The organism is Sphingomonas sp. 77B (assembly GCF_056497825.1).
In genome coordinates this window covers 2,734,651-2,750,581 of sequence record NZ_JBWMBY010000001.1, presented here as the reverse complement: position 1 = coordinate 2,750,581, position 15,931 = coordinate 2,734,651, and the positions used below count along the sequence as shown (strand labels likewise).

The following is a 15,931-nucleotide window of genomic DNA, read 5'->3' as shown; positions in this document are numbered from 1 at the left end:
AGTCTCGATAGGCTGGCCCAACTGGACCCCGGCCTTCGCCGGGGTGGTTATGATGGGTAAGGTCGGGTCGCCATGACGAATCAGCCCTATCCCCTCGGCGCGACGCCCGTCCCCGGCGGCACCCGCTTCGCTGTCCGCTCGACCGCTGAGCAGGTGGAGCTTTGCCTGTTCGACGGCGCGGACGAACGCCGCATTGCCATGACGCGCGACGGCGATGTGTGGACCGCCACCGTCCCTGGCACGAACCATCTCTATGGCTACCGCGCACACGGCGAATACGACCCGACGCACAATCGCTGGTTCGACCCCGCCAAGCTGCTCGTCGACCCTCACGCCATCGAACTCGACCGCCCCTTCGTCCAGTCCCCGCGTCTGGTGGCCTATGGCGAGAACACCGCCGACATCGTCCCCCGCGCCCGTGTCGTCGCACCACCGACCGACAGCCCTGCCCCGCCGCTGTTCCGGCCGGGCAGGCTGATCTACGAACTCAATGTGCGCGGATTCACCATGCGCCATCCCGCCATCCCCCCGGAGCATCGCGGCACGCTGGCGGCATTGGCGCATCCGACGGTGGTGGATCACCTCCGCAAGCTGGGCGTGGCGGCGGTCGAACTCATGCCGATCACCGCCGCGATCGACGAGCGCCACCTGCCCCCGCTCGGCCTGCGCAACGCCTGGGGCTATAACCCGGTCGTGCCGATGGCGCTTTGCCCCGAGCGGGTGCCGGGTGGCGTCGCCGAACTGGTCGCCACGGTCGCGGCGCTGCGCGAGGCGGGGATCGGCGTCATCCTCGACCTCGTCTTCAACCATTTTGGCGAGAGCGACGTGCAGGGCGGGACGCTATCCTTCCGGGGGCTCGACCCGGACGTCTATGCCCGCACACCCGACGGCACGCTCATCAACGATGCGGGCACCGGCAACACGCTCGACGCCAGCCGCCCGAGCGTGCGCGCGATGATCCTCGACACGCTTCGCCATTTCGCGCGAGCCGGGGTGGACGGCTTCCGCTTCGACCTGGCGCCGGTGCTGGCGCGCGGGCCGGGGTTCGATGCACACGCCCCCATCTTCGCCGAGATCGCCGCCGATCCGATCCTCGCGACCCGCATCATGATCGCCGAGCCTTGGGACATCGGCCCGGGCGGCTATCAGCTGGGCAATTTCCCCGATCATTGGCTGGAGTGGAACGACCGCTATCGCGACCAGGTGCGGCGCTTCTGGCGCGGTGACGGCCGGGCGGGCGATCTGGCGACGCGGGTGGCGGGATCGGCGGATGTCTTCGCCAGCCCCGCCAGCCGCTCGGTCAATTTCGTCGCGGCGCATGACGGCTTCACCCTCGCCGACCTGACCGCCTATGCCGAACGCCATAATCGCGCCAATGGCGAGGACAATCGCGACGGGCATGGCGACGAGGTGTCGTGGAACCATGGGGCCGAGGGACCGACCGACGATCCCGCCATCCGCACCGCGCGCATTCGCTCAGTTCGCGCGATGCTGGCCACACTGTTCCTGTCGCGCGGCACCCCGATGCTGACCGCAGGCGACGAGTTCGGCCGTAGCCAGAACGGCAACAACAACGGCTATGCCCAGGATAACGAGACGACCTGGCTCGATTGGGAAAACCGTGATCGGGCGCTGGAGGATTTCGTCGCGGCGCTGAGCGCCTTTCGTCGGGACACCCCGATCGACTGGACGGCATGGCTCGCCGATGCCGAATGGCGGACGCTATCGGGCGATGTCATGGGGCCCGGCGATTGGGACGGCGATGGCTTTGCCCTGTACGTCCCCGTCGGCACCGAAAGCCTGATCCTGCGCTTCGACCGCACGCACGGCGTCTCTGCCCTCCGCGGTGCTGTCCTCCAAAGCTAGGGCGTTGCCATCGGCCCCATGAGATTGTGGTTCAAATGCCCCATGATCCAGATCGAGCCCAGCAGCACCAGCGCCACGATCAATATGCCGAACAGCAGCGCCAGCACGTTGTTGCTGTTGTCGGGCCCGGTGGTGATGTGGAGGAAGAAGACGAGGTGCACCCCCATCTGCCCGATCGCCAGCGCGACCAGCGCGGCGGGCACGGCAGGCCCCCAGACGATGTCGAACTGGACGAGCGCGAAGGACGCCGTGGTCAGGATCGCCGCCGCGATCAGGCCGACGACATAGCTGCGGACGCCGCCGACGATCGAGTCCTGCTCGCTCTGTTCGCCCGGCGCGGTTTCGTCGCGGGCCATTTCCTCGTCAGGCCGCTGGCTCATCCCCGCACTCCCATCAGATAGACCATGGTGAACAGCGCCACCCAGATGATGTCGAGCGCATGCCAGAACAGGCTGAAGCACAGGATGCGGCGCAGGATATCCTCGCGAAACCCCTTGGCCCAGGCCTGTGCCATCATCGTGGTCAGCCAGAGCATCCCCAGCAGGACGTGCAGCCCATGGCATCCGACCAGCGCAAAAAAGGCCGACAGGAAGGCGCTACGCCCCGGCCCATTGCCCTCGCCGATCAGGTGCAGGAACTCATAGGCCTCCAACGCCAGGAAGCCCGCGCCGAGCAGCCCGGTCGCCGCCATCGCGATCTGGAACCAGCGCATGTCGCGCGCCAGCGTCGCGATCCCCGCCAGCCCGCAGGCGAAACTGGAGAGGAGCAGCAGCACCGTCTCCGTCTCAACCAGCTTCAGCTCGAACAGTTCCTTGCCCGAGGGGCCGCCCGCCGTCGCATCCTTCAACACCGCGTAACCGGCGAAGAAACAGGCGAACAGGATGAAGTCCGACAACAGGAAGATCCAGAAGCCATAGGACACCACCACCCGCTTGGGCGCGGGGCCGTCCGGGTTCGGCTCGGCCGAGCGGCCCAGCTTGTTGGGATCATGGGTCTGCGCCGCGCTGCTCATGAGAGGGCCTCTTCGGGCAGGTCGAGCAGGGTCGCCTTGCTGCGCCGACGCGCCTGGTCCAGCCGTTCGACCTCCTCGACCGGGATTTCATACTCGGCCTTGTCGCGCCAGGCGAAGACGATGAACGTCCCCCATGCGCCGAAGAAGCCCAGGATCACCAGCCACCAGATATGCCAGATCAGCGCAAAGCCCATGGCCGTGGCGAAGAAGGCCGCAACGATCCCGGTCGGCGAATTGCGCGGCATCTCGATCGGCTCGTAATCGGGAAGATCGGACAGAGCACGGTTCTCGCGCGCCTTGGCCTTGATGCCCCAATAGGCTTCCTCGCCCTTCACATCGGGCAGCACCGCGAAGTTGAAGGCAGGCGGCGGCGAGGTGGTGATCCACTCCAACGTGCGCCCGTCCCAGGGGTCGCCACTTTCGTCCACGCGGTCTTTGCGCGTCTTGATCGAGACGTAGAGCATCATGACCTGACACGCGATGCCAGCGGCGATCAGCAGCGCACCGACGCCCGCGACCAGCAGCCAGGGGTGCCATCCGGGCACGTCATAATGCTGCATCCGCCGCGTCATGCCCATCAGACCGAGGACATAGAGCGGCATGAAGGCGACGTAGAAGCCAGTGATCCACAGCCAGAAGGCCCGCTTGCCCCAGGTCTCGTCCAAGGTGAAGCCGAACATCTTGGGGAACCAGAAGGTGAAGCCCGCAAACGCCCCGAACAGCACGCCACCGATGATGACGTTGTGGAAATGCGCGACCAGGAACAGCGAGTTGTGCAGCACGAAATCGGCCGGGGGCACCGCCAGCATCACGCCGGTCATGCCGCCGATCACGAAGGTCACGATGAACCCGATCGACCACAGCATCATCGACGTATAGCGGATGCGCCCGCCATACATGGTGAACAGCCAGTTGAAGACCTTCACCCCCGTCGGCACCGCGATAATCATCGTCGTGATGCCGAAAAAGCCGTTCACATCGGCCCCCGCCCCCATGGTGAAGAAATGATGCAGCCAGACCATGAAGGACAGGATGCAGATCACCATGGTCGCGATGACCATCGAGCGGTAGCCGAACAGGGGTTTGGACGAGAAGGTCGAGATGATCTCGGAAAACACACCGAAAGCGGGCAGGATCAGGATATAGACCTCCGGGTGGCCCCAGGCCCAGATGAGGTTGACGAACATCATCTGGTTGCCGCCCGCTTCCGGCGTGAAGAAGTGGAAGCCGAGATAGCGGTCGAGGATCAACATGGCCAGCACGGCGGTCAGCACCGGAAAGGCCGCAACGATCAGTAGGTTGGAGGCCAGCGACGTCCAGGTGAACATCGGCATCCGGCTATAGCCCATGCCCGGCGCGCGCATCTTCAGGATGGTGGTGACCAGGTTCACGCCGGACAACAGCGTCCCCATCCCCGATATCTGCAGCGCCCAGAGATAATAATCGACGCCGACACCGGGCGAGAAGCGCAGCTCGGACAAGGGCGGATAGACCAGCCAGCCGGTCTTGGCGAACTCGCCGATGACCAGGCTCATATTGATGAGCAGCGCGCCGCTGCATGTCAGCCAGAAGCTGACCGAATTGAGCGTCGGGAACGCCACGTCGCGCACGCCGAGCTGCAGCGGCACGACGAAGTTCATCAGCCCGATCATGAACGGCATCGCCACGAAGAAGATCATGATCGTGCCGTGCGCGGAGAAGATCTGATCGTAATGATCCGGCGGCAGATAGCCGCCATTGCCATAGGCGATGGCTTGTTGCGACCGCATCAGCAGCGCGTCCGAAAAGCCGCGCAGCAGCATGACGCCCGCCAGCAGGCAGTACATGACGCCGATCCGCTTGTGATCGACGCTCGTGATCCATTCGCTCCAGATGTACGGCAAGTGCCCACGCCGCCACGCCCAGATGAAGACGCCGAGCAAGACCAGCCCGATGACTCCCGCCGACACCAGGGGCAGCGGTTCGTGGAACGGGATCGAGTCCCAGCCGAGCTTGCCGGTCAAACTCATTGCTCGCGCCCGTCCTTGGCCTTTTCGCCCTCGGGCGCGCCGTTCTTCATGACGATCTGGTCGTACAGGCCGGGCTGGAGCCGAGGATAGCTGGCAGGGCGGACATTGCGGCTGGGATGCGCCATGGCGACGAACTCGTTCCAGTCGAGCGTCTTGCCCTGCCCTCCCCGCGCGGTCGCGACGAAGCGGTCGAAGCTCGCTTGCGGCACCGCATCGACGAAGAAGTCCATATCGGCAAAGCCCTCTCCGCTATAATGCGCCGACAGCCCGCGATAGCGCCCGGCCTTGTCGGCGCGCAGGTGAAGCGTCGAGTCCATCCCCGACATGGCGTAGATCTGGCTGCCCAGCTGCGGCACGAAGAAGCTGTTCATCACGCCTGCCGAGGTGATGCGGAACTTCACCGGCGTGCCGACCGGCACGACCAGCCGGTTGATCGTCGCGATCCCCTGTTCGGGATAGAGGAACAGCCATTTCCAGTCGGTCGCTACGACCTCGACCGTCATCGTCTTCGCGCGCGAGGCGATTGGCTTGGGCGGATCGAGGTCATGGCTGCCGATCCAGGCGATGCCGCCCAGGAACATGATGGCGAGCGCAGGGATCGACCAGACCAGCAGCTCCAGCCGTCCCGAATAGGCCCATTCGGGCAGATGCCTGGCGCGGGTGTTGCCGGCGCGGAACCACCAGCCGAAGGCGAAGGCCAGAACGATGACCGGCACCACGATGGCCAGCATCACCGCCAGCGAGTTGAAGAAGATGCTACGCTCGCCTGCCGCGATCGGCCCGGCGGGGTTCAGGATGCCCGGTTCGCAGGCGGACAGAACGACGCACAGCCCAAGACACGCGAAACGCGCGGAATTTGTGGCGAGGCGCGGATCGCGGAGCATTCAGGCGGTGAACGGTGGCCCGACGCTTTCGTTCCGCCACCGTAAAAGGATCAGGCGGCGAGTCTTCGCCCCTCGCCATCGTCTGCGTCGTTGGCGGGCCGCTCCACCCGGCGCGGGCGAGTGGTCCGGCTCGCGGACATCCGCCCGGCCCAGCGACCGAAAACAGGCCAGCGCGCCAGCATCGAGGAGGACAGGACGGCCGCCATGACCAATTCGGCCACCCCGCCCCATTCGATCGCCGAGGCGAGCATGACCAGATCGCCCATCGGCGCGGCCGCCGCGGCCAGCATCCGAATCTCGTCGATCTCGAACCAGATGGCGAGGCCGAGCAGCGCAGCTCCCAATGCCATCATCGCCCAATGCCCGGGCCGGACCCGGCCGAGCAGTCTTGCAGGCGCAGCCACCAGATACGCCGCCAGCCAGCGGCTGACCGGCAAAGTCGGCCAGCAGCGCAGCAATATCGTCAGCCCCAGCAGCACCGTCGCGATTATCATGGCATTCCCCCCAATTTGCTCCACCTTCAATGTCCACCCCGGCGAAGGCCGAAGTCCAGTTGCGAGACGATGGACGCGATATGCAAAGACATCCCTGCCGGATCCCGGCCTTCGCCGGGATGGCCTGGTTGATTTTGCCGTCACCGTATTATGGGTGCGGAAAGACCGTGCCACCAGAGACGTGACCCCGCTATGATCGCGGCATGACCTTGCGCAGCGCCCTGTTCCTCCCCGCCTCCAACCCCCGCGCCATCGCCAAGGCACGGACCTTGCCCAGCGACGCGGTGATCCTCGACCTGGAGGATGCGGTCGCCCCCGACGCCAAGACCATGGCGCGCGAGGCGGCGGTGGCAGCGGTACGCGAAGGCGGCTTCGGCGAGCGGGTGCTGGTCGTGCGGACGAATGGCCGAGACACCCCCCATGCGGCCGACGATCTCGCTGCGCTGGCGGAGACGCGTCCGGCGGCGGTGCTGATCCCCAAGGTCGATGACGTCGCAACCCTCACCACCGCGCGCGCCGCGCTGGGGCCGGACGTGCCGCTTTGGGCGATGATCGAGACGTGTCGTGGCATCCTGTCGCTGGATGCAATCGCACGATCCGCGACGGAGCTGGGCCTGACCGCGCTGGTCGCGGGGACGAACGACCTGGCGAAGGACATGCGCCTGCCCTCGCCCCCGGCGCCCGAGGCCCTGCTCCCCTTGCGCGTGCAGATCGTCGTCGCGGCGCGCAGCGCCGGACTGGTCGCGCTGGACGGCGTATGCAACGCCCTCGACACACCCGAGCGGCTGGCGGCGGAGTGCGCCGAGGGGCGACGGCTGGGGTTCGACGGCAAGACGCTGATCCACCCCAACCAGATCGCGTCGGCGAATGCGGGGTTCGGGCCGGACGAAGCGGAGATCGCCTGGGCGAGGCGCGTGGTCGCCGCCTTTGCCGATCCGGCGCAGGCCGCGCTGGGCGCGATCCGATTGGACGGGCAGATGGTCGAACGGCTGCATCTGGCGGAGGCGGAACGGATTTTGGCGCTCGCGGCGAAGGCAGCCGGATAATCTACCCTCACCCTTCCCACCCGCTATCGCGGGCGGGCCCCTTCCCTCTCCCGCCGGGAGAGGGAGGGAGGCGCGCAGCGCCGGAAGGGTGAGGGTGTGTCGCCTTATTCCAGCTCCAGGATAACGGCATCGACGGCGAGGCTGTCGCCGGTTTTGGCGGAGATGGCCTTCACCGTGCCGGTCTTCGCGGCGCGCAGGATATTCTCCATCTTCATCGCCTCGACCACCGCCAGCGGCTGGCCTGCCTCGACCTTGTCGCCCTCGGCCACATCAAGCCGGACGAGCAGGCCAGGCATCGGGGCGATCAGGAACTTCGACAGGTCGGGCGGCACCTTCTCGATCAGGTGCTGCGCATAAGGGGCGGCACGGGCGGGGAGGACCCGGGCCGTGTGTGCCGCGCCGCGCGTGGTCAGGCGGAAGCCGGTGCGGGTTTTCGCGATACGGACGTGGAGCGTCTCGCCATCCTCGTCCTCCACCGCGATCATCCGGTCGCCCGGCGTGTAGGCGATGGCGAGGTCGAGTTCGGCACCGTCGACGCCGATCCCGTCGGTCGAGACGTTGACCGCATGGTCCGCCCCGCCGATCCTGACCGTCCAGTCGGCGGGCGGTTGCAGGCGGTGGCCGAGCTGGCCGTCGATGCGGCGCGCGCGGTCGGCCTCGGCGGTGGCGGCGAAAGCGGCGACGGCGGCGAGGGTGCGGGTCAGCTCCTCGCTGGCGGGCGCGCCGTGGAAGCCCTCGGGATATTCCTCGGCGATGAAGCCGGTGGACAGCGCGCCGGAGCGGAAGCGCGGGTGCTGCATCAGCGCGGAGACGAAGTCGATATTGGTCCCCGGCCCGACTATCTCGAACGCGTCGAGTGCGGCGATCTGGGCGTCGATCGCGGCTTCGCGGGTCGGGGCCCAGGTGACGAGCTTGGCGATCATCGGGTCATAGAACATGCTGACCTCGCCGCCCTCGGCGACGCCGTCGTCGACGCGTACCCGCACATCGTCGTCCGAGTGCTCGGCGGGCGGGTTATAACGGACCAGCCGCCCGGTCGAGGGCAGGAAGCCGCGATACGGATCCTCGGCATAGACGCGATTCTCGATCGCCCAGCCGGTCAGCGTCACTTCATCCTGACCGAAAGACAGCGGCTCACCGGCGGCCACGCGGATCATCTGCTCGACCAGATCGAGCCCGGTGATCTCCTCGGTGACGGGATGCTCGACCTGGAGCCGGGTGTTCATTTCGAGGAAATAGAAACTCTTACCCGTAGTATCCGCGCCCGACACGATCAGCTCGACGGTGCCCGCTGAATAATAGCCGACCGCCCGCGCCAGCGCGACCGCCTGCTCGCCCATGGCGCGGCGCATCTCGGGCGTAACGAACGGCGACGGGGCTTCCTCGACCACCTTCTGGTGGCGGCGCTGGACCGAGCATTCGCGCTCGCCGAGATAGACGATGTTGCCATGTTGGTCGCCCAGCACCTGGATTTCGATATGGCGGGGCGACTCGATGAACTTCTCGATGAAGACGCGGTCGTCGCCGAAGCTCGCCAGCCCCTCGCGCTTGGTCGCCTCGAAACCTTCGCGCACGTCCGCCTCCGACCAGGCGAGCCGCATGCCCTTGCCGCCGCCCCCAGCCGAGGCTTTCATCATCACCGGAAAGCCGATCTCGGTGGCGATGCGCACCGCTTCCTCGGTATCGGCGATCTCGCCCAGATAGCCGGGGACGACATTGACCCCGGCCGCCTTGGCGAGCTTCTTCGATTCGATCTTGTCGCCCATCGCGGCGATGGCGTTCGGCGGCGGGCCGATGAATGCGACGCCCGCCTCGGCACAGGCGCGCGCGAAGCTCTCGCGTTCGGACAGGAAGCCGTAACCGGGATGGATCGCATCCGCGCCGGTCGCCTTGGCGGCGGCGAGGATCAGCTCGGCCTTCAGATAGCTCTCGGCGGCGGGCGCTGGCCCGAGGCGGATGGCTTCATCGGCCAGCCGGACATGCGGCGCACCGGCATCGGCGTCGGAATAGACTGCGACGGTGGCGATGCCCATCGCACGGGCGGTGCGGATCACCCGGCACGCGATTTCCCCGCGATTGGCGATCAGGATTTTCTGGAACACGGGGATACCTCTCCTTTTATGTCGTTGGTCCGTGTCACCTGTTCCCCGGCGAAGGCCGGGGTCCAGTTTCTTCATAATCGGTAGCGCGCCATCGATGGCTCACCGCAACTGGGCCCCGGCCTTCGCCGGGGAACAGAAGGGTAAAACGGATTACTCCGCCGCAACCCGCATAGGCTCGGCGCCTTCCATCGGCTTCAGGCCCAGCTTGGCGAACAGCGCGGCGTCGGCATCGTCGCCCGCATTGCCCGCGGTCAGCAGCTTGTCGCCGGTGAAGATCGAGTTCGCGCCCGCCAGGAAGCACAAGGCCTGGGTCGCCGCCGACATGCTCTCGCGGCCCGCCGACAGGCGGACCATGCTCATCGGCATGGTGATCCGCGCGACCGCAACGGTGCGGACGAACTCGATATCGTCGATGCGCGCGAGCGGCGTGTCAGCGAGCATGTCGCCCAGCACCGTGCCCTTGACCGGGACCAGCGCATTGACCGGCACGCTTTCGGGATGGCGCGGCAGGGTGGAGAGCGCATGGACGAAGCCGACGCGGTCGCCGCGCGTCTCACCCATGCCGACGATGCCGCCGCAGCACACCGAAATCCCCGCCTCGCGCACGTTGGACAGCGTTTCCAGCCGGTCCTCGAAGCAGCGCGTCGTGATGACGTTGGCGTAGTTTTCGGGCGAGGTGTCGATATTGTGGTTGTAGTAATCGAGCCCCGCCTCGGCCAGCCGCTGCGCCTGGGGCGCATCCAACATGCCCAGCGTCATGCAGGTCTCAAGACCCATGGCCTTCACGCCCTCGACCATGGCGACGACCTTGTCCATGTCGCGGTCCTTGGGGCTGCGCCACGCCGCGCCCATGCAAAAGCGCTGCGAGCCCGCCGCCTTGGCCTCGGCGGCGGCGGCCAGCACGGCCTGCACATCCATCAGCTTCTCGGCCTTCACGTCGCTTTCCGCCGAGGCGCTTTGCGAGCAGTAACCGCAATCCTCGGGGCAACCGCCGGTCTTGATCGAGCAGAGCGTGCAAAGCTGCACCTCGTCCGCCGCATGATGCGCGCGGTGGACTTCAGCGGCGCGGAACAGCAATTCGGTAAAGGGCAGGTCGAACAGCGCGCTGATCTCGGCGCGGGTCCAATCGGTGCGCAAGGTCGTCGCCTGGGGACTGAGGGCGGTGGTCGTCATTCCGTATCGTCCTGTCATTCGCCCGTCTCGGGCGGCATATTATGGCCCAGCAGCCTCAGCACATCCTCGGCCGCTTTCACAAGATTGGTGCCGGGGCCGAAAATCGCCTGCACCCCGGCATCGTAAAGCGCCTGATAGTCCTGTGCGGGAATAACGCCACCCGCGATGACCTTGATATCGGCGCGGCCTGCGTCGCGCAGGTGGCCGATGAGTTCGGGGATCAGTGTCTTGTGCCCCGCCGCCAGGCTGGAGGCGCCGACGACATCGACGTCGCGGGCCAGCGCGATCTGCGCGGCTTCCTCCGGCGTCTGGAAGAGCGCACCCGCCACCACCTCGAAACCGAGATCGCCGAACATTGAGGAGACGAGGTTCGCGCCCCGGTCATGACCGTCCTGGCCCATCTTGGCGACGAACAGCCGGGGCTTGCGTCCGAGACGGCGCTCGACCGCCTCCACGCCGCGGATCAGGCGCGCCCAGCGTTCGTCCTCGGCGTACGCGCCGCCGTACACGCCCGACACCGGCGTCGGCTGGGTGCCGTAGCGGCCGAAGGCATCCTCCAGCGCGGCGGAAATTTCGCCAAGCGTCGCGCGGGCACGGGCGGCCTCCACCGCCAGCGCGAGGAGATTGCGCTCCATTCCTCCCCCGGCGGGGGAGGTGGCAGCGGCGTCAGCCGCTGACGGAGAGGTGTCCACGCTCGGGAGGGGTGATACCCCTCCGTCATCGCTCCGCGATGCCACCTCCCCTTGCAGGGGAGGAGTTTTGGCGGCTTGGCGCAGGGCATCGAGGGCAGCCTGACATGCCGTCTCGTCGCGCGCGGCCTTCACCGCCGCGATCCGCGCCACCTGGCCAGCACGCACCGCATGATTGTCGATGTCCAAGATCTCGACCGGCGCTTCATCCGCCAGCCGGTATTTGTTCACCCCGACGATGACATCCTCGCCGCGATCGACCTTGGCGGCGCGCGCCGCGGACGCTTCCTCGATCATCGCCTTGGGCCAGCCGGAAGCGACCGCCTTGGCCATGCCGCCCTCGGCCTCGATCCGCTCGATCAGCTCCCAGGCGCCATCGACGAGGCTCTGGGTCAGGCTCTCGACATAATAGCTGCCGCCCAGCGGATCGACGACCTTGGTCATCCCCGTCTCCTCCTGCAACACGATCTGCGTGTTGCGCGCGATCCGGGCGGAGAAGTCGGTGGGCAGCGCGATGGCTTCATCGAGCGCATTGGTGTGCAGCGACTGGGTGCCACCCAGCATCGCCGCCATCGCCTCGATCGTGGTGCGGATGACGTTGTTATACGGGTCCTGCTCGGTCAGCGACACGCCGCTCGTCTGGCAGTGCGTGCGCAGCATCTTGGAGCGTTCGTCCTTCGCGCCCAGCTGCGTCATGGCCCGGTGCCATAGCACGCGGGCGGCGCGGAGCTTCGCAACCTCCATGAAGAAGTTCATGCCGATCGCGAAGAAGAAGGACAGGCGGCCGGCGAATTTGTCGATGTCGAGGCCCGACGCCACGCCATATTTCACATATTCCATGCCGTCGGCGATGGTGAAGGCCAGCTCCTGAAGCTGCGTCGCCCCGGCCTCCTGCATGTGATAGCCGCTGATCGAGATACTGTTGAACTTGGGCATCTCGGCCGAGGTATAGGCGAAGATGTCCGAGATGATCCGCATGCTCGGCTCGGGCGGGTAGATGTACGTATTGCGGACCATGAACTCCTTGAGGATGTCGTTCTGGATGGTCCCTTCCAGCTTCGATCGGTGAACGCCCTGTTCCTCGGCCGCGACGATGAAGAAGGCGAGCACCGGGATCACCGCGCCGTTCATCGTCATGCTGACCGACATGGCATCCAGCGGAATGCCGTCGAACAGGATCTTCATATCCTCGACCGTGTCGATCGCGACGCCCGCCTTGCCGACATCGCCGGTGACGCGCGGGTGGTCGCTGTCGTACCCCCGGTGGGTGGCGAGGTCGAAGGCGACCGACAGCCCCTTCTGCCCCGCCGCCAGGTTGCGCCGGTAGAAGGCGTTCGACTCCTCGGCGGTCGAAAAGCCCGCATATTGCCGGATCGTCCAGGGACGCCCCGCATACATGCTGGCGCGCACGCCGCGCGTGAACGGCGCGAAGCCGGGCAGGCCCGGGTCCTCGCGCACATCGGCAGCGGTGTAGAGCGGCTTGACCGTGATCCCTTCGGGCGTCTGCCAGTCGAGGTCGCGGCCCTTCACCTCCTTGGCGGCAAGGGCTTCCCAGTCTGACAGCTCAGGGCGTTCGGCCATCGGGCCACTCCTCATACACTCTTATTTTATTTCACTAGAGCGAAATTATCATACGCACGCAAGGGTCAGCGTCCTTGGAAGAGGGGTGGACGCTTCTCGAAAAAGGCCCGGCCGCCCTCTTCGCCATCCTGCGTCGCGCGGGCGGTGCGCTGGTCGGTGGCCTCGCGAGCCAGCGCGGTGGCGTAGTCGCTGTCAAATCCGGCATGGAGCGCCCGGCGCATCAGCCCCAGCGCGACGCTCGGCCCCGCCGCCAACCGCTCGACCAGCGCGAAGGCTTCGGCGTCGAGCGCAGCGTCGGCGATGACCTTGTGGATCATGCCCCAGTCGAGCGCGCGGGTCGCGGGAAGCCGCTCGCCCAGCATCATCATCTCGGCGGCGCGGGCGCGGCCGATCAGGCGCGGCAACATCCAGCTCGCGCCGCCATCGGGGACAAGGCCGATATTGACGAAGGCGTGAAGGAAATAGGCATTGTCGCTCGCGATGCAGAAATCGGCGGCGAGCGCCAGGCTGCACCCGATCCCGGCCGCCGCGCCCCGCACCGCGCTGACCACGGGAATGGGCAGGTCGGCGAGCGCCTGCATCGCGGGGTTGTAATGCTCGACCAGCGCGCGGTGGACGGTATCGGGGCCGACATCACCGCCCGAGATATCCGCCCCCGAACAAAAGGCCCGCCCCTCGCCCGCGATCAGCACCGCGCGCGCATCATCGCGAGCGTCCAGCGCCTCGCGGATCGCATCGAACAGCGCAGGCGGCGCGGCGTTCAGCCGCTCGGGGCGGTTGAGCGTCAGGACCAGCACGTCGCCCCGGCGCTCGACACGCAACATGTCGCTCAATGATCGTCTCCCGGCGTTTCCATCAGTTCGACCAGCACCCCGCCCATGTCGCGCGGATGGAGGAAGACGACCGGAGTGCCATGCGCGCCGATCCGCAGCTGGCCCAACAGCGTCGCGCCCTTGGCCTGAAGCCCGGCGACGGCGGCGGGGATGTCGGCGACCTCGAAGCAGAGGTGATGCTGCCCGCCCGCCGGGTTCTTCTTGAGGAAGTTGGCGATAGGGGATGTTTCGTCGAGCGGCTGGATCAGCTCGATCTGGGTGTTGGGCGCGTCGATGAAGCACACCCGCACGCCCTGCGGCGGCAGATCGAAGGGCTCGCCGATCGCGTCCGCGCCGAGCAGGTGGCGATAGGTTTCGACCGTCTTTTCGATCGACGGCGTGGCGATGCCAATATGGTTGAGGCGGCCCAGGGTCATGCGTGCCTCCAGCGTTTCATTGTGGCGAGAGCGCCAGCCCTCCCCCGGCCCCTCCCGCCTGCGGGAGGGGAGAGGTTTGGGGTGAGCGTCGTCCGCGAGCACGCCCCTCCCGCAGGCGGGAGGGGATGGGGGAGGGCTTCGCCGCTCACGACCCGTTCAGAGCGGAAGATTGTCATGCTTCTTCCACGGGTTCGCCAGATCCTTGTTGCGCAGCTTGCGCAGGCCCAGCGCAATGCGACGGCGGGTCGAGTGCGGCTGGATCACCTCGTCGACGAAACCCTTGGACGCCGCCACGAACGGGTTGGCGAAGCGCGCCTCATATTCTGCCGTCCGCTCGGCGATCTCCTCCGGGGTCTTCCCCCGGAAGATGATCTCGACCGCGCCCTTGGCCCCCATCACCGCGATCTCGGCGGTCGGCCAGGCATAGTTGAGGTCGCCGCGCAAATGCTTGGACGCCATCACGTCATAGGCCCCGCCATAAGCCTTGCGGGTGATGACCGTGATCTTCGGGACGGTCGCCTCGGCATAGGCGAACAGCAGTTTGGCACCATGCTTGATGATGCCGTTATGCTCCTGCGCGGTGCCGGGCAGGAAGCCGGGCACGTCGACAAAGGTCACGATCGGAATCTCGAACGCATCGCAGAAGCGCACGAAGCGCGCCGCTTTCCGCGACGCGTTGATGTCGAGCACGCCCGCCAGCACCATCGGCTGGTTGGCGACGAAGCCGACCGTGCGCCCCTCGATCCGGCCGAAGCCGGTGATGATGTTCGCGCCGTGCGCGGGCTGCACCTCGAAGAAATCGCCCTCGTCGACGACCTTCGACAGCAGTTCGTGCATGTCATAGGGCTGGTTGGCGGACGCGGGGATCAGCGTGTCGAGGCTTTCCTCAATACGGTCCCAGGCATCGGCGGTCGGCCGCTCGGGCACGCCCTCGCGGTTGTTGGCGGGCAGGAAGTCGATGAAGTCGCGCGCCGCCAGGAGCGCCTCGATATCGTCCTCGAACGCCACGTCGGCGACGCCGGTCTTCGTCGTATGCGTCACCGCGCCGCCCAGCGCTTCCTGGGTCACCACTTCGTTGGTCACCGTCTTGACCACATCGGGGCCGGTGACGAACATATAGCTCGAATCCTTCACCATGAAGATGAAGTCGGTCATGGCGGGCGAATAGACCGCGCCGCCCGCACACGGCCCCATGATGAGCGAAAGCTGCGGCACCACGCCCGATGCCAGCACGTTACGCTGGAACACCTCGGCATAGCCGCCCAGGCTGGCCACGCCTTCCTGGATGCGCGCACCACCCGAATCGTTCAGGCCGATGACCGGCGCACCGACCTTCATCGCCATGTCCATGATCTTGCAGATCTTCTGCGCGTGCCGTTCCGACAACGAGCCGCCGAACACGGTGAAGTCCTGGCTGAAGACGAACACCAGCCGCCCGTTGATCGTGCCCGAGCCGGTCACCACGCCGTCGCCGGGGATGACCTGTTCGGTCATGCCGAAGTCGGTGCAGTTATGCTCGACAAACATGTCGAGTTCCTCGAAACTGCCCTCGTCGAGCAGCACGTCGAGCCGCTCGCGTGCGGTCAGCTTGCCCTTGGCGTGCTGCGCGGCGACGCGCTTCTCACCACCACCGGCGCGCGCGCCCTCGCGGCGGCGTTCCAGTTCGACCATCGTCGATGCCATGACCTCTCCTTACGTCTTTGCCGGGGCTTATGCCCGACTGGCGTAGGGGATGGCAATCGCGGCGATTTCCGTTTTCGTAAGGGGAAGGTGGATGAACTGTGCTCCCCCTCCCGCATGCGGGAGGGGGTTGGGGGGAGGGTTGG

General features: G+C 66.6%; 13 protein-coding genes. 2 read left to right on the top strand and 11 right to left on the bottom strand.

Annotated elements, in window-relative coordinates; all coding sequences use genetic code 11:
* Positions 1-72: 72 nt before the first annotated feature.
* Positions 73-1,866: a glycogen debranching protein GlgX gene (glgX, locus tag AC1GI4_RS12880; RefSeq protein ID WP_479629766.1), complete on the top strand. Its 1,794-nt coding sequence runs from the start codon at positions 73-75 to the stop codon at positions 1,864-1,866.
* Here the strand turns inward: glgX and cyoD are convergent.
* Genes cyoD through AC1GI4_RS12855 form a run of 5 tightly spaced genes read right to left on the bottom strand, consistent with a single transcriptional unit; the run spans position 1,863 to position 6,265 of the window.
* Positions 1,863-2,246, bottom strand: coding sequence for a cytochrome o ubiquinol oxidase subunit IV (gene cyoD / locus AC1GI4_RS12875; RefSeq protein WP_058753599.1), 384 nt, complete (start codon positions 2,244-2,246; stop codon positions 1,863-1,865). The two genes, glgX and cyoD, sit on opposite strands and share 4 nt — an antisense overlap.
* The gene (locus tag AC1GI4_RS12870) at positions 2,243-2,878 is read right to left on the bottom strand and encodes a cytochrome (ubi)quinol oxidase subunit III (RefSeq protein WP_479629765.1); all 636 of its coding nucleotides are present in this window, start codon (positions 2,876-2,878) and stop codon (positions 2,243-2,245) included. Before AC1GI4_RS12870 ends, cyoD begins: the two co-directional genes overlap by 4 nt.
* Positions 2,875-4,887, bottom strand: coding sequence for a cytochrome o ubiquinol oxidase subunit I (gene cyoB, locus AC1GI4_RS12865; protein WP_479629764.1), 2,013 nt, complete (start codon positions 4,885-4,887; stop codon positions 2,875-2,877). The genes AC1GI4_RS12870 and cyoB overlap by 4 nt, the downstream gene beginning before the upstream one ends.
* A complete protein-coding gene (cyoA, locus tag AC1GI4_RS12860; RefSeq protein ID WP_479629763.1) occupies positions 4,884-5,771 on the bottom strand; it encodes a ubiquinol oxidase subunit II in 888 nt (295 codons plus the stop codon). Before cyoA ends, cyoB begins: the two co-directional genes overlap by 4 nt.
* A 50-nt stretch (positions 5,772-5,821) precedes the next feature.
* Positions 5,822-6,265, bottom strand: coding sequence for a hypothetical protein (locus AC1GI4_RS12855; protein ID WP_479629762.1), 444 nt, complete (start codon positions 6,263-6,265; stop codon positions 5,822-5,824).
* Positions 6,266-6,468: 203 nt separating this feature from the next.
* Here AC1GI4_RS12855 and AC1GI4_RS12850 point away from each other — a divergent pair, with 203 nt between their 5' ends.
* Complete coding sequence (locus tag AC1GI4_RS12850) at positions 6,469-7,311, top strand: HpcH/HpaI aldolase/citrate lyase family protein (protein WP_479629761.1); 843 nt, start codon at positions 6,469-6,471, stop codon at positions 7,309-7,311.
* Between the two features lie 104 nt (positions 7,312-7,415).
* On the opposite strand, the gene AC1GI4_RS12845 is transcribed toward AC1GI4_RS12850, so the two are convergent.
* From AC1GI4_RS12845 to AC1GI4_RS12820, 6 genes are all read right to left on the bottom strand, one after another.
* Positions 7,416-9,413 carry an acetyl-CoA carboxylase biotin carboxylase subunit gene (locus tag AC1GI4_RS12845; RefSeq protein WP_479629760.1) on the bottom strand — a complete coding sequence of 666 codons (1,998 nt, stop codon included), beginning with the start codon at positions 9,411-9,413 and terminating at the stop codon, positions 7,416-7,418.
* 150 nt (positions 9,414-9,563) lie between these two features.
* Positions 9,564-10,586, bottom strand: coding sequence for a biotin synthase BioB (gene bioB / locus AC1GI4_RS12840; RefSeq protein WP_479629759.1), 1,023 nt, complete (start codon positions 10,584-10,586; stop codon positions 9,564-9,566).
* Between the two features lie 14 nt (positions 10,587-10,600).
* Entirely contained in the window at positions 10,601-12,856 is a 2,256-nt protein-coding gene (gene scpA, locus AC1GI4_RS12835) for a methylmalonyl-CoA mutase (protein ID WP_479629758.1), read from the bottom strand.
* Between the two features lie 65 nt (positions 12,857-12,921).
* Positions 12,922-13,680: an enoyl-CoA hydratase-related protein gene (locus AC1GI4_RS12830; protein ID WP_479630405.1), complete on the bottom strand. Its 759-nt coding sequence runs from the start codon at positions 13,678-13,680 to the stop codon at positions 12,922-12,924.
* A gap of 5 nt (positions 13,681-13,685) precedes the next feature.
* Positions 13,686-14,105 carry a methylmalonyl-CoA epimerase gene (gene mce, locus AC1GI4_RS12825; RefSeq protein ID WP_479629757.1) on the bottom strand — a complete coding sequence of 140 codons (420 nt, stop codon included), beginning with the start codon at positions 14,103-14,105 and terminating at the stop codon, positions 13,686-13,688.
* A 156-nt stretch (positions 14,106-14,261) separates the two neighbouring features.
* The gene (locus tag AC1GI4_RS12820; protein ID WP_058734606.1) at positions 14,262-15,788 is read right to left on the bottom strand and encodes an acyl-CoA carboxylase subunit beta; all 1,527 of its coding nucleotides are present in this window, start codon (positions 15,786-15,788) and stop codon (positions 14,262-14,264) included.
* Positions 15,789-15,931: the final 143 nt, after the last annotated feature.